The sequence below is a fragment of the Temperatibacter marinus genome, from assembly GCF_031598375.1.
Classification (GTDB): domain Bacteria; phylum Pseudomonadota; class Alphaproteobacteria; order Sphingomonadales; family Kordiimonadaceae; genus Temperatibacter; species Temperatibacter marinus.
This window is the reverse complement of sequence record NZ_CP123872.1, coordinates 331247-348962: the sequence shown is the minus strand read 5'-3', so window position 1 is coordinate 348962 and position 17716 is coordinate 331247. Positions and strand designations below refer to the sequence as shown.

Annotated in this window: 16 protein-coding genes; 9 read left to right on the top strand and 7 right to left on the bottom strand. The window is 44.6% G+C overall.

What is annotated here, in order from left to right; all coding sequences use genetic code 11:
• Window positions 1-2: 2 nt before the first annotated feature.
• Together QGN29_RS01580 and QGN29_RS01575 are read right to left on the bottom strand one after the other, a co-directional pair.
• Complete coding sequence (locus QGN29_RS01580) at window positions 3-632, bottom strand: DNA-3-methyladenine glycosylase family protein (RefSeq protein WP_310798903.1); 630 nt, start codon at window positions 630-632, stop codon at window positions 3-5.
• Window positions 629-2413 carry a serine hydrolase gene (locus QGN29_RS01575; RefSeq protein ID WP_310798902.1) on the bottom strand — a complete coding sequence of 595 codons (1785 nt, stop codon included), beginning with the start codon at window positions 2411-2413 and terminating at the stop codon, window positions 629-631. Before QGN29_RS01575 ends, QGN29_RS01580 begins: the two co-directional genes overlap by 4 nt.
• 63 nt (window positions 2414-2476) lie before the next feature.
• On the opposite strand from QGN29_RS01575, the gene QGN29_RS01570 reads away from it, so the two are divergent.
• Complete coding sequence (locus tag QGN29_RS01570) at window positions 2477-3157, top strand: nitroreductase family protein (RefSeq protein WP_310798901.1); 681 nt, start codon at window positions 2477-2479, stop codon at window positions 3155-3157.
• Here QGN29_RS01570 and QGN29_RS01565 read toward each other — a convergent pair.
• Together QGN29_RS01565 and QGN29_RS01560 are read right to left on the bottom strand one after the other, a co-directional pair.
• A complete protein-coding gene (locus QGN29_RS01565) occupies window positions 3154-4017 on the bottom strand; it encodes a MipA/OmpV family protein (RefSeq protein ID WP_310798900.1) in 864 nt (287 codons plus the stop codon). The genes QGN29_RS01570 and QGN29_RS01565 overlap by 4 nt on opposite strands.
• Before the next feature lie 76 nt (window positions 4018-4093).
• On the bottom strand, window positions 4094-5494 hold the full coding sequence (locus tag QGN29_RS01560; protein ID WP_310798899.1) for an MmgE/PrpD family protein: 1401 nt from the start codon (window positions 5492-5494) through the stop codon (window positions 4094-4096).
• Window positions 5495-5595: 101 nt separating this feature from the next.
• On the opposite strand from QGN29_RS01560, the gene QGN29_RS01555 reads away from it, so the two are divergent.
• The 4 genes from QGN29_RS01555 to QGN29_RS01540 are packed head-to-tail and all read left to right on the top strand — an operon-like array spanning window position 5596 to window position 9155.
• Window positions 5596-6732: an ABC transporter permease gene (locus tag QGN29_RS01555; RefSeq protein WP_310798898.1), complete on the top strand. Its 1137-nt coding sequence runs from the start codon at window positions 5596-5598 to the stop codon at window positions 6730-6732.
• Window positions 6733-6738: 6 nt separating this feature from the next.
• Window positions 6739-7563: an ABC transporter ATP-binding protein gene (locus tag QGN29_RS01550; protein ID WP_375164619.1), complete on the top strand. Its 825-nt coding sequence runs from the start codon at window positions 6739-6741 to the stop codon at window positions 7561-7563.
• Between the two features lie 3 nt (window positions 7564-7566).
• Complete coding sequence (locus QGN29_RS01545) at window positions 7567-8532, top strand: MlaD family protein (RefSeq protein WP_310798896.1); 966 nt, start codon at window positions 7567-7569, stop codon at window positions 8530-8532.
• Entirely contained in the window at window positions 8529-9155 is a 627-nt protein-coding gene (locus QGN29_RS01540; protein ID WP_310798895.1) for a hypothetical protein, read from the top strand. The genes QGN29_RS01545 and QGN29_RS01540 overlap by 4 nt, the downstream gene beginning before the upstream one ends.
• On the opposite strand, the gene QGN29_RS01535 is transcribed toward QGN29_RS01540, so the two are convergent.
• The 3 genes from QGN29_RS01535 to QGN29_RS01525 all read right to left on the bottom strand — a co-directional run bounded on the left by QGN29_RS01535 (window position 9152) and on the right by QGN29_RS01525 (window position 11653).
• On the bottom strand, window positions 9152-9658 hold the full coding sequence (locus QGN29_RS01535) for a methylated-DNA--[protein]-cysteine S-methyltransferase (RefSeq protein ID WP_310798894.1): 507 nt from the start codon (window positions 9656-9658) through the stop codon (window positions 9152-9154). The genes QGN29_RS01540 and QGN29_RS01535 overlap by 4 nt on opposite strands.
• Complete coding sequence (locus tag QGN29_RS01530) at window positions 9651-10217, bottom strand: bifunctional transcriptional activator/DNA repair enzyme AdaA (RefSeq protein ID WP_310798893.1); 567 nt, start codon at window positions 10215-10217, stop codon at window positions 9651-9653. The genes QGN29_RS01535 and QGN29_RS01530 overlap by 8 nt, the downstream gene beginning before the upstream one ends.
• 89 nt (window positions 10218-10306) lie before the next feature.
• The gene (locus tag QGN29_RS01525; RefSeq protein ID WP_310798892.1) at window positions 10307-11653 is read right to left on the bottom strand and encodes a TolC family protein; all 1347 of its coding nucleotides are present in this window, start codon (window positions 11651-11653) and stop codon (window positions 10307-10309) included.
• Window positions 11654-11809: 156 nt separating this feature from the next.
• Between QGN29_RS01525 and QGN29_RS01520 the strand changes: the two genes are divergently transcribed.
• From QGN29_RS01520 to QGN29_RS01505, 4 genes are all read left to right on the top strand, one after another.
• Window positions 11810-13525, top strand: a complete 1716-nt coding sequence (locus QGN29_RS01520; RefSeq protein WP_310798891.1) for a type I secretion system permease/ATPase — start codon at window positions 11810-11812, stop codon at window positions 13523-13525.
• On the top strand, window positions 13522-14868 hold the full coding sequence (locus QGN29_RS01515) for an HlyD family type I secretion periplasmic adaptor subunit (RefSeq protein ID WP_310798890.1): 1347 nt from the start codon (window positions 13522-13524) through the stop codon (window positions 14866-14868). The genes QGN29_RS01520 and QGN29_RS01515 overlap by 4 nt, the downstream gene beginning before the upstream one ends.
• A gap of 84 nt (window positions 14869-14952) precedes the next feature.
• On the top strand, window positions 14953-16638 hold the full coding sequence (locus tag QGN29_RS01510) for an arsenate reductase/protein-tyrosine-phosphatase family protein (RefSeq protein WP_310798889.1): 1686 nt from the start codon (window positions 14953-14955) through the stop codon (window positions 16636-16638).
• Window positions 16631-17650 carry a polysaccharide deacetylase family protein gene (locus QGN29_RS01505; RefSeq protein WP_310798888.1) on the top strand — a complete coding sequence of 340 codons (1020 nt, stop codon included), beginning with the start codon at window positions 16631-16633 and terminating at the stop codon, window positions 17648-17650. Before QGN29_RS01510 ends, QGN29_RS01505 begins: the two co-directional genes overlap by 8 nt.
• Window positions 17651-17716: the final 66 nt, after the last annotated feature.

Below are 17716 nucleotides of genomic sequence, written 5' to 3'. Positions count from 1 at the left end.
TCTTAAAAAGGGGCATTTGAGTAATAGTGCCAACAGAGCAAGGCTACTGCGCTTCTATAGGGCTGCCATCGCTCTCCTAATTTATCCATTTCTTTTTCAGTTGGTTCATCAATGCCTAAAATACGTCCCACCCCTTTCCGTACGGCAAGATCGCCCACGGGCCATACATTTTCTCTGCCAAGCGAAAACATCATATACATTTCGGCAGACCATCGGCCAAAGCCTTTTACCGCAGTGATAGATTTTAATATTTCATCGTCTCTCATACTATCCATGCCATGGGGGTCCAGGTCACCTCTTCTGACAGCTTCTGAAAGGGAGCGACCATATTTTATTTTTTGAAAAGAAAACCCAGCTGCTCTCAGACTTTCATCACTCTTGCTTAGATAATTTTCTGGCGTCACATCACCGTCTAGGAGAAGCTCTACCCTCTGCCAGATGCTGGCAGCAGCCTTCACAGAAAGCTGCTGCCCTGAAATTATTCTCATTAAATAGGGGTAACCCACATCCGCACGTCGTTCTTTCGGGTAATCCACTAATTCAAGGGCAGATTTAATATGTGGACATGTTGTTGCCAAGTGATCCAGCATGGATTTTACAGCTTCAGTCGTTAGAGCATAAGACGATGTCATGGGATGAAGTTTCCTGAAATGTTTACAGTCATTGCCCACAAAAATATTGCTAAGGATGATGCAGTTAAAACTGTAAGGTGCACACTGGTCAAAATCATAGGCACACCTTTAGGGATCATATGCTGTTTTGAAAAGGTCATTGCAAAGAATGGCATGGTGAATAAGCCCATCATGGCTATGTTCAAAAAGATACGCCACAAAATCACAAGGTAGGCCAATCCTTTATAATGGGTGAAGTAAACGCCGTAATGTTTTTCGAGCTCTATGCTTATAGCAAAGATGAGTGTAGAGATCCCAACAACCTTTGCCATGGTTCGCCAAGCCGGAGAGGGAGCTTTCTTGAGATAAATTAAGACTGTCAGATTCAGAAGGATTATCAGATAATATGGATCGATTAGCAGCCCTTTACTACCAATAGGGCCCGTAAATCTATAGGTCTCGCCGTCTAAATTCGCATATCCACCCCTCATTCGCTGAGAAAAGGAGAGCTGCCGTCCATCACGGCTTTTATAGAGATAGGGGCCCTCATAGATAAACTCCATTGATTGAGGGTCCTTTTCTCGCTTTAGTAAGAGGTTTTTTGTGCCAGCGACAGGATCAATTTGTAAGGTTCTATGCATAATTCGGTTAAGGCGATCAGTGAGCCAGTGAGACGGCGTATTGTCTTCCATGAACAATCCTTGGATGGGGTCATCCGGGTCTCCCATTTTCTCAAAGATGTCACGACGTTGTCTGATTTCACTATAGATGAGATTGCTCGGAACATCCTTTTCGATAATGTCTGCTGCAATATTTCGTGCGGAAGAGAAAAGGCATGCCCCATTGCTCTTTCTTTCTAATAGAACTGACAGGCGACTATCGTTCAGGACAAAAACTGACGCTTGATCTCGAATTGAAGGATGGCAGTAAAGGGCTGTAGTCCGCATCATATGTTTGCCGACTGCAAATTGACTTTGCAAGGTTGTTCTCGTGTGATCAAGGGGATGGTGAGCATAGGTCACGATAGTGGTTATATCTCTGAAGCTGCTCTCACTTAAAAATGCTGGATCCATGCCTCGATTTCGATTGAGGTAGGGGGATAGAGAGAACAAAGCTCTTTTCGTAAGTGATAATTCAAAAGCAGGGGCGAAAATCTCAGGATAGAGACGGTTTTGATCTGTGGATTGCCTCATATCTATACTGGACAGGCCATGGGGCTTCAATAGTTCTTGTTCGATAAGTAAGCTCAGTTCTTCGCCGGTTATCGTCTCAAGTGCTTTGATCAGAAGGAGGGTAGAAACGATGTCATCATGGGTTTTTTGCCCTGCGGGACGGATGGATTTAATATATGATCCCAAGTCGAGACTCATAGGCTGTTGACCTGAAGGGTAAGCATAAAAAGGCGGCGTTGAAAATCCAGCTGTTTGAGCCATTAAGTGACGGATGGTAACTGGCACTGAAAAAAACTCTCCAAGATCATAATCAGGGAAAACTTCATAAAGAGGAGCGTCAAGGCTGACTTTTCCTTTATCAGCCAGTCTGAAAGCTAGGAGGCCGTAGACATAATGAGTGATCTCACGACTTTGAACCCAAGTGCTGGCGTCTTTGATAGGATGGCGGCCAGTTTTGTCTGTTACAAAAAATCCATTACTAAACGTGAGGCTAAGGCCATTTTTATGAGCGGTTTCTATGAGCTGTGTCATGCGGTCCTGACTAAGAGAGATAACCTGTGAATAGGCAGGCGCGCCAATGATCATTAAGACACTGATAATAATGATTAGATTTCGGACTAGACTTATCATAGGACCTCCCGTTATGGTCCAGTTTAATCATAGTCTGTAACTTTTGTAAATCGGATCAAAAATATGCAAAGAAAAGATGCACCATTTGCCCCCTTATCTCCTCTGCCATCTTATACAGATGAAGAAAGGATTGAACGCTCAAAAGAGTTTTTTCAGTTGATGGCCTCACGCCGGACAGTCAGGGACTTTACGGACCAGCCAGTGCCGAAAGAGATCATCGAAAATGCAATATTGGCTGCAGGACGAGCACCGAGTGGGGCCAACAAGCAGCCTTGGCATTTTGTTGCAATCTCTAAAGCGGATATTAAGGCAAAACTGCGCGAAGCGGCCGAAGAAGAAGAACGTGAATTTTATGGTGGTCGTGCCAGTGAAGAGTGGTTGGATGATTTGGTGCCTTTTGGCACTGACGAGCATAAACCTTTCCTTGAGACAGCTCCGTGGTTGATTGCGGTTTTCCGCCAGTCCTATGGTCTTGATGAAGACACAGGTGAGAAAGAAACACATTATTATGTGCATGAAAGTGTAGGGTTAGCTGCGGGCATGCTCATAACATCCCTACATAACTCAGGGCTTGCTACTCTGACTCACACACCTTCGCCAATGGGCTTTTTGAATATGATTTGTGGGCGGCCTAAACATGAAAAGCCGATTATGCTTGTGGTTGCAGGACATCCAACTAAGGACGCAGAGGTGCCGGTCATTAACAAGAAGCCGTTAGATCAAATCTCGACCTTCATTAGCTAGAAATTATAGGTGATAGCTGTTCCAAAAACAAACTGACTGCTGTCACCTACTGATTTACCTCCAGAGACGAGGGGGCTATTCGCTGCGCTGCTTAACATATGGCCGTAACTGAGAACGCCCATAATACGAAATCTCTTTTTTGGAAATTCTCTCACGGCTATAATCGCAGACATAATTTGACTTAGCCCCCCTTTAGCTTCAAAGGCCTCTAGGCCGTAGATAGAGGTGCTGGCTTGCTCTGGGGAAATGCCAAAATTAGTTTGCATGGTTTTCTTGGCCATATATTTGGCACGAAGGCCGCCGATGAGAAGTAAATTGCCTTTTTTATAAAAGGCTTGACCAACGGTGAGTTCAGCCCGCATCCCTTGCCCATTAGAGAGACCGTGCCTAACTTTTACTTCTGCGACAGAGCCAGTCTCTCGGCGGCTATATTTTAGAAAAAGTCCTAAGTCGAGGGTGTCACCCACATTGCCGATTCCAGCTAGAACTTTATTTTGCCTTTCCTCTCTCCCAAAGTTGAGAGAAGCAAGGGGACCAGCAGTCCAATGACCTTGTCGCCATAAATTATAATGGAAATGGCCATTTTCCATGGCCCATTTATCTTTATATTGAATGTTGATCATTGGGAGGAAGCGAAAGCTGTAATTGTTTGATCCTTGATAATCAGGGGTTGTGCCGATCGCAAACCCGACTTTCATGCGCGTCCCCTTCATCAGCTTTGTATCCATGAGGTCGTCAATACCGCCTTGAACAATGGCAATTGTATTATTGAACTGTTCAACAATATCAAAGTCCTGAGCTTTTAGAGGGAAAGCCATCCCAGATAGTAAAAAGACAAAAATACAAAAGTGATTTTTCATGGTTTTCGATTCTCCTACCCTTAGCTTAAAAGCTATTCAGCAATAGAGTCAAAACTTTGATGGAAATAAGAAAGAATTAGGAAGAAATATTTTTTAATGCATGCATGAAACGGCGGCAAGAAGGTCCGGTTGTCATCTTGCTTAAGAAAGTTGTTATATCATTATGAATCCGAAATGAATTAGTATTACTATAAAATTTCTTCCAGATTTCCTCAGTCTTCAAAGGATAAGCCTTGCTACCAACCGCATGATAGCGACTCTTTACCAGTTCGCGACCATCTTTAAGCTTAACAGATGTTTCTGTCGGGAAATCACTTTCAAGCTCATTCACTCCTTCATAGGATATTAGAGAATATAGCTTCAAAATTTCGGGCCTGTTAAGGGCAGTTTCCTTAAAGTCATCAAGTCCAATGTGACCCGAATTTAACCCGACAGCCAGTCCGTAAGGAAGGCTAAATTTCGCCTCTAATGGTGTTTTGGGAGTGTCGTAAGGGATGTTTTTTAGATGGGCGACAGGGGCTCTAACATGAATGTTTTCTACCGATTGAGCAGAGAAATTATGGGCCTTCATAAGATCTAGGAGGTTATCTAAAGCACGGTGCACACTGCCACAATTTGGAAATCTTTTCACCTTTACGCCGAACTCATCAATGATAAGCGGAGCGCCAAGGTCGTCTAGGAGGAACATGCTCTTTTGTCCGTATTCGTCCTTCGACTTCATCTCTTCTGCTAACTCGTCAACATCTAGACCTACCATCAGAGTTCTCAGGCTATAAGGGCCATCAAAGCTATGAGCTCCTGCTGTAATACCAGCTTCTGCTAGTTCAGCAGCCATGACTGCCCGCATCGCAGCTAATCCTGCATGCATCGGTTTGATCATGGATCCAAATTGGCTCATAAAGCCAGCGGCCATGCTTGTACATGCTGAAAGTGCATGTCGCGTTGCTTCACTATTGAGTTCCATTAAGCGGCACAGACCGGCGGTGGCGCCAATAGTGCCTATAGTCGCTGTCGCATGCCATCCGCGCCTTCTATGGAAGGGATTCAGTGCTTGGCCCACACGCCCTGTGACCTCAAGGGCAACGATGTAAGCGTCAAGAAGATCTAAACCGGTTTTATCCATTTCTTCAGCTTTTGCGAGAAGAGCAGGAATGATCGCAGCAGAAGGGTGGCATTTGCCAGGGTCGAAATCGTCATCAAAATCAAGAGCATGAGCAGCTGTGCCGTTTACAAGCGCTGCCATAGGTGCTGATAGGCCTTGGGGGGATCCGACAAGGGAGCATTTCCCAATACCCCAACGGGACGCAACAGGCAAGATGCGTTCTGTCACCTCTTCTCTAGACCCAGGGACCATGCAGCCTACAGTATCAACAAAACAGTTTTGAGCAGTTAGGAGAGATTGATCACTCCAGTTTGACTGAATGGCCGAGATCCAGTCAGCGAGGATAAAAAGTGGGTTTTGCTCAGTAGTGGACAAAATTTTACCTTCTTTTTTGCCTTGAATCTGTTTAGCATAAGGCACACGTATAAAGTATGATAGCTTTAACGAAAAAATACTTTGAGGTCAAAGATTTATCTATGCAAGATCGTGATACAAAAACTGCTCTCCTAACAGAGATGAAAGAAGGGGCTTTTAGGGCCTCTCTTATAGGAGAGTGGGTTGTCGATCATGCAGGCTCGCTTGATGAAGAAATTAGAAATATCGCTATCACAGGACGACATCCTGTTGAGATAGATTGTTCTCGCGTAAACCGTCTTGATACGGCAGGAGCGATTTTAATCAGGAAATTAACAGCTCATCTTGCCCCTGCGGGTCCTGTTTCTCGTTCAAATTTGTCACCAAAATATGATCACCTACTGGAGATGGTAGAGAATAGTTTCGAACGGGCAGATTGTATGCCGCCAGAGCCAAATTGGTTTACGGAACTTGTCAGCGATATAGGAAAATCGATCGAATCTGCAGCGCTGAACCTCGGACAGTTGTTAAGTTTCATTGGGTTTATTTTGGCAACTCTAGCGCGGGTCATTTTTATGCCCTGGCGCTTTCGATATAAAGCCATGATTATTCAATTAGAAGCTGTCGGCCTTCGGGCGCTGGGAATTGTTGGGTTGATTTCATTTCTCATCGGAGCCGTGATGGTAAATCAAGGGTCAATCCAATTGGCTAAATTCGGAGCCGATATTCTGGTGATTGATATGCTGGGTATTACTCATTTAAGGGAATTAGGGGTTCTATTAACTGCGATCATTGTTGCCGGAAGGTCAGGCAGTGCGTTTACGGCCCAAATTGGGTCTATGAAAATCAATGAAGAGATTGACGCGATGAAGACCTTAGGACTGAGTCCTATGGAAGTCCTTGTCATACCCCGGTTCATTGCCCTCGTTATCGCAATGCCTTTATTGACCGTTTATGCGGACGTGCTCGGTATTCTCGGCGGTGCTACGATGGCTGCAGTTCAACTGGATATTTCATTCGCTAGCTTTCTTGTTTACTTGCAAGAGGAAGTCCCTCTCACTCATTACTGGGTAGGTATTTTGAAAGCCCCGGCCTTTGCGGCAGTCATTGCAGTCAGTGGTTGTTACGAAGGTTTAAGCGTCAAAAATAATGCGGATAGCCTTGGCTACCACACAACAAAATCGGTGGTTCAATCCATTTTCTTAGTCATCATTCTTGATGCTCTTTTTGCCATCTTCTTCACAGCTTTGAATATGTAGGGGTAGATGATGACAGAGACAGATAATATTATTGAAATCCGGGGGCTCAAGACTGCCTTTGGCTCAACAATTATTCATGATAATTTGGATATGGACGTGCGCCGCGGTGAGATTGTGGGTGTTGTTGGGGGCTCTGGTACTGGTAAATCAGTTCTCATGAAAAATATCATTGGTTTGCTTACACCCCAAGAGGGAAGTATCAGAATTAATGGGGATGTGCAGTCTCAGTTAACCTCGGCACAATCGTTTAAGTCACGCAGAGACTGGGGTGTGCTTTTTCAAGATGGGGCCTTATTTTCCTCTTTAACTGTCGGGCAAAATGTTCAAGTACCTCTTCGAGAGCATTTTTCCATGCGGCAAGGGTTATTGGATGATATCACAACTGTAAAGATTAGGCTGGCAGGCTTGCCGTTAGATGCAGCTATGAAACTACCCTCTGAGTTGTCGGGAGGTATGAGGAAAAGAGCAGCTTTGGCACGCGCTTTGGCCTTAGACCCTGATGTACTGTTTCTCGACGAACCGACTGCCGGATTGGATCCCATTGGCGCAGCTGCCTTTGATGATTTAATTCGGGAATTAACGGAAACACTTGGCTTAACGGTTTTCCTCATAACGCACGATCTAGACACACTCTACAGAGTATGTGATCGGATCGCAGTGCTTGGTGAAAAGCGGATTTTAATTAATGCGCCCCTTGACGAGGTGATCAACTATGACCATCCTTGGATACGAGAATATTTTAAAGGGCCAAGGGCAAGAGCGGCAGGCATTTCTATGAAAGAGCGCAGTCAAAAAGAGTTAACCCCCCAAATGACAGCAGGGGAAGGATAAAGTATGGAAACGCGTGCATCACATTTACTTGTCGGGTCATTTGTTCTCGTCTTTTTAGCAGGCTTGGTCGCCTTTGCCATCTGGATGGCGAAAGTAGATCCTGATGCAGAATATAGTGATTATGACATATATTTTACAGGTTCAGTCTCTGGTTTGGTTAATAGAGGTACTGTCTATTATCTCGGAATTCCAGTTGGAGATGTTCGTCGAATTACCTTAGCTCCAAATCCTCAAGAAGTAAGAGTTCATGTGAGGATTCGAAAAGAAGTGCAAGTGAACAGCCAATCTCGAGCCCGGCTAGAATTCCAAGGTCTCACTGGCGTTGCCTATATTGAAATTATGGGCGGGGACGCATCGGCCCCCCCTCTCCTTATTCAAGAAGGGCAAGACTTTCCCGTCATTCAGGCTGAATCGTCTAACTTCCAAGCTATTTTTGATAAAGCACCAAACCTCGTAGATGAGGCGATCAAAGCTGTTGGCGCTTTGCAATTACTTCTGAATGAAGAAAATCGCTCAGAAGTTTCAGGCATTTTAAAAAATACAAATCGATTAACAGGGAATTTAGCCCAGGGTACAGAGGACTTGGATTTGATGGTCGCAGAAGCAAAGAGCTTAATGCAAAATGTGACGGTCACTCTATCAAAGGTTAATGCTCTTGCTGATTCTGGAAATGAATTGCTTGCTCAGGATGCTAAACGTCTGATTAATCAGGCTACAGAAGCGCTGGTGAATATCAATTCCATGGCAAAGAGAATGGATCAATTGGTAGCTGCAAATGAAGGAACCGTGACAACATTTGTTAGCGGGACATTGCCGGAAATTAGTCGAATGATTATGGACCTGCGCTCTACGGCGCGTGCGCTCTCTAGATTGACTCGAAAGATTGAAGCAAATCCTGCACGCGTGGTATTTCCACCGGAGCCACAAAAATACAATCCCAATACAGGGAAAGTGGAGAAAGAAAAATGATCCGATATTTAGCACTATTTCTTCTAGCGCTTGCGATGGCAGGATGTGGTCCGATTATTGATCTTGGAAATAAGAGTTCTGATCGTATTTATTCTGTACAATATCCGGATGAAATTTCTGAATTACCTTCAGAAACCTCCACTGTTTTTGTGGATGAATTTACCTTCAGCGCAGGTTTGGATGGTGAATCCATCGTTGTTCGGATGCCTTCTGGGGAGCAGTTGGAAATGTCGGGTGTTGCTTGGGCCGGCCATCCTGCTGATATGATAAGAGATTATATGGTTTCTGCAGTACGAGCCCGTGGTAACATGAGAGCATACGGCGAAGGGTCTCTGGATATCCAGGTGGGGTGTCGGCTGGGCGTACGGTTGGTGGATTATCAGCTTAGAAGTCCAGATGTTCAGACAGAAACAGATTTTGGCCAAGTTCAGATTAAAATGGAAATGGTTCTGATACAGCTGAAGACAGGGATGATTATTTCTGAATTTACTGTGAGCGAAAATGTCGATGTGAATGAGGTAGGGAGTGATTCGATTATCCAGTCCTTCATGAATGCCACATATACTGTTTCCCATCGTGCGGCGATAAAATTAAAGTCCGTGTCTCAGCAGTGTAGCCTTTAGAAAGGAAATTCATGAGTGCCCTCAAGAGCTTCTTCATGCCGCAATAGCCAATGTTTGCGGTCCAATCCACCAGCATACCCAGTTAAGCGACCATCTTTTCCTATGACACGGTGACAGGGGATGAAAAGGGCTAAATTATTTCTTCCATTTGCCGTGCCCACAGCACGCGCACTGCTATTAATTGCCGTTGCCATTTCCCCGTATGATTGTGTTGTCCCTAAAGGGATCGTCTGGAGATAAGTCCATACTTTTCTTTGATAGTCTGTGCCAATTGGAAAAATTTCTATTGCCTCAAGCGCGGATAATCTACCATTAAAATAGTCGGTTAGGGCATGTTTCACTTCTTGAGGGGGGTGATCGTCTTTCACGGACTGAGTTCCAATAAATCGTGAAATTCTCTCAACTCGATCTGTAAATTCTGCCAGACAAAGGCCTTCTTTGGAGTGTAAGAGTGTGAGGCAGCCTATGGGCGTTTGAAACTGTGATTTTCTTAAATCAGCCATTAGTTTTCCTTCTATAAAGGGAAGGTGACGTCCGATATATTTCCTTAAAGTGATCATTAAAGCGACGCAGGCTTTTAAAGCCACTGGCAAAAGCAATCGTTGCAATTGAGTGATCGGTCGTTTCCAAAAGTTTAACGGCAATTTCTATCCGTCTCTGACTAGAAATTTGATGGGGCGATCTTCCAAGATGTTGCTGAAATAGCCGGCGTAAATGGCGAGAGGAAATACCACATTTATCGGCTAAGTCATTGAGGGAATTTTGCTCTAAAAACCCTTGAGCTATGTAGCGGAGTGCTTTTTTTACAGTGGTTTCTGTTCCGTGCCATGCTGGGCTGCCAGGGCGGCTCTCCGGGCGACATCTTTTGCAGGCTCTAAAGCCTGCATCCTCGGCATCAGAATAGGATGTGAAGAAAAGGACATTTTGTGGTTTGGGTTTAATCGCGGGGCATATAGGCCTGCAATATATTCCTGTAGAGGTTACCCCAAAATAGAAATGGCCGTCAAAGTTGGCATCCCGAGCCACGAGCGCTTGGTATAAAATGTTTTCATCTTTTGTCATGGGCGAAGGGTACCATAGTGCTTTAATATTTCTCGCCGTTTTCGGACATGGATCTCAGAGCTCAGAATTCCTCAAAGAATGACAGCCCTCTAGGGTTTCAGTAGGTCAGTTAGTTTCCCAGAATATGTAAGAAGCTCATACCCTGATTTTAGTTTTTCATAGACTGAGGAGATTTTGTTTACTTCAGTCTGGACCAGTTGTTCTCTCGCTTCCAGGAGCACAATAAGAGAGCTCAGTTGATTATCAACTTCTTGTTTGATTTCTTCTACTGCTTTCATTTCAGCATCATAAGCCTTTGCCCAAGTTAATTCACTCACCTGTAAACTTTCATAAATTTTCCAAGCCGCAGTCACTCTTTCTTCAGCACTGGCAACTTCGTCGACAAGCAGGGCATTGGCTTGATTTGTTGCAGATTTTGCACGGCGTGTTTTTGACCGTGTGCTACCACCGTCATAGAGGGGCATAGAGAGATTTAGACCTACGACTGCTTCCTGAGTGCTTCTTTCTTCCAATTGCCCTTGACCTCTGACAACACTGGCAGAAAGGCTGATTTGCGGATGGCTTTGGGCTTTAGAATATTTGGCTTCTAATTGTTTTATTTTTACTAATTCCTGAGCCGCTTTTACTCGAGGGTCATACTCTTGAGAGCGATCAATTGCTTCGTTGAGAGTTTTGGGAAGGAAGCGCTCATAGGTGGGAAATTGTTGTACGTTTATATCAAAATCTTGCTTGTTAATTAACTTTGCCAAGCGCTGGAAAGCGCGTGTTGTAGAGATTTTGTTTGTATTGAGAGAGGCTTTCGCTTGCTGTAGTCTTGAGCGAACAAGCATGAACTCACCCCGTCCTATAAGCTGATTGTCGAACTTATCTTTGGTTCTTTTTACTAAGTCACGCATATCTGCTGAATAGGCTTCAAAGGCTTTGTGGCGGGCTAAGGCGCTGCCATAGTCAAGATAAGCAAAGATGGCTTCAAGAAGCGCTTCTTGCTCGGTCATTTTTAAATGATATCGGTTTTGTTCAATAGCGGCTTTGTTCTTTCCGATTAAGGCCGCGTAGCGACCAAATCCGTATATATTTTGTGAAACCTCAAGGCCTCCGTAATAGCTTGTGCCATCCTGATCTAATCGTTGCTCAGCCCCTGTGATGGATTGTTGGACAAGGGTTGGCCGGTCATTCACAGACAGACGACCAATGCCGGAGATCTTTGGTCGATAGAAAGACTTGGCATCAGATAGGTCATGGCGCGCCATATCAATACCAAATCTTGCGGCTTCAATGCGTTGATCATTTTCTAGGGTCAGTTCTAAAACCCTTTTCAAGGAAAGAACTGAGGTGGTGATGCTTTTTTCTGCAGCAGGGCTTGTTAAACATTGAGCGGCTGATGCAGGGGTTATCATTAGGACAGTCGCAAGGGGAGCGATTATTAAGCGGCGCATGGAAGTCTCCTCAAGGTATCGTTACAATATATCCGAAATTTTTGCTTTTTTCTTTATAGTTTCATAACGATCAATCATAGTGATATATAGCTTTTTCATTAAGAGCAAGATATGGCATACAGTGTTGTAAAGGTCGAGGATTACAGGGGTAAAAGAGTGTCGCTTTTTAAAAGTTGGTCAAAAGAATCTGAAAGACTCGTCACGCGGGCGAGAAAAATCGTTGTGCGAGTGATTTTATTTTCCGCCATTGTGAATCTACTTTTTCTGGTCTCACCAATCTATATGTTGCAATTATATGATCGTGTTATGTCTAATGGTAGTGTCGAAACATTGATCGCCTTAACGGGTATTGCCTTGCTGCTATTGATCATCTTTGGGGCACTCGATTCCATAAGGAATAGAATGCTAGTGCATTTCGGCGTTGAGCTAGACGCCATTACACGAGAAGATACCTTTAAAATTGCTGTAGGAGATGCAGCTCGCGGTAGTCAAGCTGGGCAAATAGTTCGGGACCTGGATACTGTGAGACAATTCATTGGCAGCAATGCTCCGTTGATTTTCTTCGACGCGCCTTGGGCGCCCCTTTTTATTCTAGTTATTGCTCTTATTCACCCCCTTCTCGGCCTTTTTGCTTTAGTGGGGGCTCTGCTTATATTATTGCTTGCGATTGCGACGGATCGTCTTTCAAAGCCCTTAATGGAAGAGGCAGCGAAGCATGGGGCATTAGCCAATAATTTTTTTGATACAAGCCTACGAAATGCCGCTGTACTGCAATCGATGAATTTGGCAGATGGTATTAAATCAAATTGGACTCATGATAGAGACCCTAGTGTTATGCTTCAAGGCGCGGCAAACGGGAGAGTTGGCTTACTGCTTGGGATTACCAAAGCTCTGAGGCTGGGGCTTCAAATCGGCATGCTTGGTCTTGGTGGCTATCTTGCTATTCAACAGCAAATCACCGCAGGAGCCATTGTTGCAGGCTCAATTCTTGCGGGCCGTGCTTTTGCGCCTGTTGAGCAAGCCATTGGCGTCTGGCGTCAGATTGTGAAAGCCAATGCAGCTTATAGAAGAATGCGGGCCCGCCTAGATGAATTGGCAGACTTAGAAGAACATTTAGATTTGCCGAGGCCAGATAGTCGGTTGTCTGTGAAATCCTTAGTGGCAGGAAAAAGTGGCCATGATGCGATTTTAAAAGGCATTACATTTGACATCCCCACTCGGTCGACCCTAGGTATTATTGGGCCAAGCGGTGCAGGGAAAACCTATCTGAGCAACTATCTTATTGGAACAGTGAAACCTACGCGGGGCGCTGTTCGGCTTGGCGGGGTTGAGGTCACTCAGTTTAATAATCAGCAAAAGGGAGAGTTGATTGGATATTTACCGCAGTCCGTCGAACTCTTTCCCGGTACTGTCGCCCAAAATATCGCCCGCTTTTCTGAGGTTGAGGATGCTCATATCATTCGTGCTGCAGAGCGCGCCCAATGTCATGATCTTATCCTTGCCTTTCCCGAAGGTTATCAGACTAAAATTGGCCCAGGTGGTCTCGTCGTATCAGGAGGACAAGCACAGCGCATAGCCTTAGCAAGAGCTCTTTTTGGGGATCCGCTTTTGGTCGTACTTGACGAGCCGGACAGCAATTTAGATACAGTCGGTGAGCAGGAGCTTGTGAAAGTTATCCAGCTGCTTCGGCATGAGGATATCTGCACCGTCTTAATTTCTCATAATGTGAGATTGATGCAGATGACAACCCATATGCTTGTTTTACATGAAGGGCAAGTGAGGCAGTTTGATACGACGGAAGCTGTCATTAAGCAATTTTCCAAAGTGGCGCCTGAGATAAAAGATACTCCTCTTAAAGGAGAAGTAGAATGAGTAAGCTTACTCAATGGATTGAGAAAATTTGGCAAGACTTTGGACCTGAAGATGGCCTCGAAAAGCCAGATAGTCTGCGCGTTTCTGTTTACGGACTTTGGATCGCAGGGCTGGGATTTGGATTCTTTCTCTTATGGGCACTGTTTGTACCGCTTTCTGAGGGCGTCGTCTCTCAAGGGTCGCTCGTTGCTGATGGCAATAGAAAAACAATTCAACATTTAGAGGGCGGAATTGTTGCAAAGGTTCACATCAAAGAGGGTGAACAAGTGAGCCAAGGTCAACGACTAATCAGCTTGGATCAGACGCGTGCTGAAGTAAGGTTGAATTTGTTAGAAACACGCTTTTTGATGACCCAAGCCATCCTAGACCGATTAACTGCAGAGCGCAGTGACCTCAAAAAGATTACATGGACAGCGCCTGCGGTTCCTATCCGAAATGAAAGAAATAAACAAGGCATCCGTATCGCCCAAGAGAATTTATTCAATGCGCGGCGAGATCAATTGAATGGTGAAATTGGCATTTTACAGGAAAAGGTGAAGCAGCTAGAGGGGCAGAAAAAAGGTTTTGCAGCCCAACTCAATGCCAAGAAAGAAGAGCTTACGTATATTCAGGATGAACTCAACCGGCTTGAAAAGCTGGCCAAAAGGGGCACAGTTGACTTGCCTCGTGTCCTTGCGCAAAGAAAAGAAAAAACACAGGCTGAAGGCATGATTGCACGCTTGAATACAGATGTTAGTGCCGCTGCCATCGGCATCAGTGAAACCCGCATGCAAATACTCCAGCTTACACATGACCGACGGCAGGATGTTGAAGAAAAAACGATGTCAGTGACAGAGCAACTTTTTGAACTTCAAGAGGAATTTATTGCTGCTAGAGATATTTATATCCGATCAGAAATTATTGCACCTCAAGCTGGAAAAGTAATTGGGCTTTCTGTCTTTACTGTTGGTGGTGTTATTCCTCCGGGGCAGCCAATTCTAGATATTGTTCCTATGGATGGCCTTTTTGTAAGGGGAAGGATTAAGCCAACGGATGCAGATAATGTGATCGCCACCATGCCTGTAAGAATAAGACTATCAGGATTAAAGCAAAGAACGACACCTGAATTAAAGGGGACGGTGATGGATGTATCAGGGGATGCTAAGAAAGATGATATCACAGGAGAACAGTTTTTTGAGGTGCGGATTTTTATTAGCCCTGAAGAATTTTCTAGAGTGAAAAATGAAACACTTTTACCTGGAATGCCTGTGGAAATTCTTATTGAAGCTGGTAAACGTACTGCCATGGAATATTTTCTAGATCCAATTACCGACTTAGTCAGACGCTCTATGAGAGAAGATTAAGGGCCCTATATGAAGGTGTCTTTGTATGGGTTGCAATTTGCGGGCTTTTTTGTAAATCTAATTCTTAAGGAATTATGAGGGGTTATGGCGAAAATACTAGTCATTGGTGATGATTTAAGAAGTTTTCTTGCGGTCGTGCGCTCATTGGGACGGGCAGGGCATGAAGTCCATGTTTTGCCTGAACGATTAAATTCTATATCTCTTTCCTCCTCGTTCATTAAAAAAATTCATAAAATTGCCCCCGCCTATAGTGACCTCGATAGGTGGTTGATGCTTCTTACTCAGCTTGATCAAAATGAGGCTTTTGATTATATCATTCCTTGCACAGATCAAGCTATGGTGCCGTTGATGCTTAAAGAGCATGGTATCAATAGCGATAAGATTGCAACCCCAGGGGACAGAGCCTTTTCGACTTTTATAGATAAATGGGAAACACATGAATTGGCAGTCAAATTGGGTATTGCAAGGCCCGAAGTCTCTATGATTGATACGCCACATGATACACATCATTACCCCCTTTTCTTAAAGCCTAAATCAAGCATAACGCTGGATAAATTGTCTGGGAAACAAATGGTAGTGAAGATAGGCTCTATGCAAGAATTAGAGGCCAACCTTTCTTCTCTTGATCATCACGAAGAGTATTTCCTGGAATCGTCATTTGAAGGCATCGGTGTCGGCGTTTCTGTCCTTGCTTGGGCAGGAGAGGTAAGCCATGCGTTTCAACATGAAAGAGTAAGCGAAGGGATTGCAGGTGGCAGTAGTATCAGGAAATCTGTTCCCCTCTCTAAAGTCATGCTGAAGGATGTGAAGAAACTGGCGGAGGCTACACAGTTGAACGGCGTTGCTATGTTTGAGTTTCGCTACAACCCCTCTACTAAAGCCCATTGTTTATTAGAGGTGAACGCCCGCTTTTGGGGGTCCTTACCTTTAGCTCTATTTGCAGGGGTAGATTTCCCATCGCTCTACATAGAAAGCTTGCAGAGGAAAAAGGCATGTGCGAAAAATTTCTCTTATACTGCGGGAAAAATCTCTCGAGCATTAACAGCGTCAATTTATGACTTGAATAGATCTTTAGAGCAGAAAAATAGTTTCAGTAAAGCGGTGTCTCTGGTCTTTCATGGACTAAAGGCAGCCTTTCATCATTTGATCAATAAAGCGACGATTGATACCCAGAGTAAGGATGATCCAGCACCATTTGAACAGGAATGGGCGAGCTTGAAGAAGATGATCAACAACAAAATACGTAAACTTTTGGGGCGCACAGCAATAGATCGAAAAACAGCGCATCACCAGAAATGTTCGCTGTCCTCTAAGCCTCTCAAAAACATACTGGTTCTTTGTTACGGCAATATTTGTCGAAGCCCCTTCCTCGGGCAGTATCTTCAGAATCACTTTGATGACAATCAGATCTCAGTGATAAGTGCAGGATTTCATATGCCTGAAGCGCGTATGTCTCCGCCTGATGCGAAAGCGGCCTCGGAAAAATTAGGGCAGAGTTTGGGAGCACACCGGTCGCGTTATGCATCGCCGTCTCTTATGGAGAAGGCAGATCTCATTCTTTATTTTGATCATAAAAACGAAGATGACATACAAGCATTTTATCCGGAATCCTTCTCTAAATCGTTGAATGTGGGGGATTTCTTAAATCAACCACAGGATATTGTTGACCCCTATGGAAAGGGGCGAGACGCTTTTGATGCCTGTTATGCTCAGATTGAGGCAGCAGGCGCTAAAATTATTGAGTATATTGAGAGGTCTCATAATGGATGAAGTTGTAAAGCGAGATAGCCTTGTTATGAAGAATGCTGTCCAAGACCTCACTCATCCCTTGATGACCGTGGTTATTGATACAGAAGAAGAATTTGACTGGTCTGCGCCTTTTTCTAGGTCAGCACGGTCTGTAGAAAATATCAAACATCAACATCGTATGCATCAGGCGGTTTTTAAAACCTTTGACATTAAGCCTTGTTACGTACTTGATCAGGCAGTGCTGGAAGATGATTGGTCAGTTGAGTACTTCAAGACGTTACACGGCCTCGGTGAAATAGATTTAGGTGTTCACCTTCACCCTTGGCTGACGCCCCCTTATGAGGAAGAAGTTTCTGCCTACAATAGCTATCAAGGGAACCTGTCTGAGGATCTGGAATTTAAAAAAATCGAGACCATCACAGCCCTTTTTGAGAGGCGAATAGGCTTTTCCCCAAAGATTTTTAAGGCAGGACGATACGGCCTTGGCCCAAATAGTATCGCACTGCTACACCGTGCAGGTTATGAAATAGATTTGAGCGTAGTTCCAAACGGCACTTACCAATATCAAGATGGTGGCACTAATTATTTGCGTGCACCTCACCAACCCTTTGAACTACAGCAGATGGCCTTTCAGCCCCTGACACGCCATTTTACAGGGTGGCTCTCCCTGATAGGGCCTGCTCTTGGCGGCCTATTTGATTATCCGCTTGCAAAAAAGCTTAAGCTAATCGGCTTGCTTTCCCGGCTCGGCATTTCCCGGGTGGTTTTGTCACCAGAAGGCATGCCGACTTCAGCGTTATACTCTTTGTTAGCAGAGCGAGTGGCGAAAGGGGATCGCTTCTTTTCAATGGCTTATCACTCTTCCTCCTTGATGAAGGGTGGGTCTCCCTATGCTGCCAGTGAAGAAAATATTGACCACCTTTGTGATTGCTTAAGCAGTGTCGCGACTTATTTTAAGGAAGATCTTGGGGGAGAGTTCATCTCTGTCACGGACTTTGCAGTATTTGCCGCTAAAGAATTACCAGAAGAGTAGGCCGATTAACCCTTGATCCTAAAGGCTTTTCAGTTGCAGCGGGGATAACGGGCATGATAGTGTACT

Excerpts from the sequence above, each read along its gene's own strand:
- QGN29_RS01550 (WP_375164619.1), top strand. The coding sequence starts at position 6,739 with ATGATGACAGAGACAGATAATATTATTGAAATCCGGGGGCTCAAGACT.
- QGN29_RS01580 (WP_310798903.1), bottom strand. The coding sequence starts at position 632 with ATGACATCGTCTTATGCTCTAACGACTGAAGCTGTAAAATCCATGCTG.
- QGN29_RS01565 (WP_310798900.1), bottom strand. The coding sequence starts at position 4,017 with ATGAAAAATCACTTTTGTATTTTTGTCTTTTTACTATCTGGGATGGCT.
- QGN29_RS01510 (WP_310798889.1), top strand. The coding sequence starts at position 14,953 with ATGGCGAAAATACTAGTCATTGGTGATGATTTAAGAAGTTTTCTTGCG.
- QGN29_RS01540 (WP_310798895.1), top strand. The coding sequence starts at position 8,529 with ATGATCCGATATTTAGCACTATTTCTTCTAGCGCTTGCGATGGCAGGA.
- QGN29_RS01545 (WP_310798896.1), top strand. The coding sequence starts at position 7,567 with ATGGAAACGCGTGCATCACATTTACTTGTCGGGTCATTTGTTCTCGTC.
- QGN29_RS01535 (WP_310798894.1), bottom strand. The coding sequence starts at position 9,658 with ATGGCTGATTTAAGAAAATCACAGTTTCAAACGCCCATAGGCTGCCTC.
- QGN29_RS01530 (WP_310798893.1), bottom strand. The coding sequence starts at position 10,217 with ATGACAAAAGATGAAAACATTTTATACCAAGCGCTCGTGGCTCGGGAT.
- QGN29_RS01505 (WP_310798888.1), top strand. The coding sequence starts at position 16,631 with ATGGATGAAGTTGTAAAGCGAGATAGCCTTGTTATGAAGAATGCTGTC.
- QGN29_RS01515 (WP_310798890.1), top strand. The coding sequence starts at position 13,522 with ATGAGTAAGCTTACTCAATGGATTGAGAAAATTTGGCAAGACTTTGGA.
- QGN29_RS01525 (WP_310798892.1), bottom strand. The coding sequence starts at position 11,653 with ATGCGCCGCTTAATAATCGCTCCCCTTGCGACTGTCCTAATGATAACC.
- QGN29_RS01555 (WP_310798898.1), top strand. The coding sequence starts at position 5,596 with ATGCAAGATCGTGATACAAAAACTGCTCTCCTAACAGAGATGAAAGAA.
- QGN29_RS01575 (WP_310798902.1), bottom strand. The coding sequence starts at position 2,413 with ATGATAAGTCTAGTCCGAAATCTAATCATTATTATCAGTGTCTTAATG.
- QGN29_RS01570 (WP_310798901.1), top strand. The coding sequence starts at position 2,477 with ATGCAAAGAAAAGATGCACCATTTGCCCCCTTATCTCCTCTGCCATCT.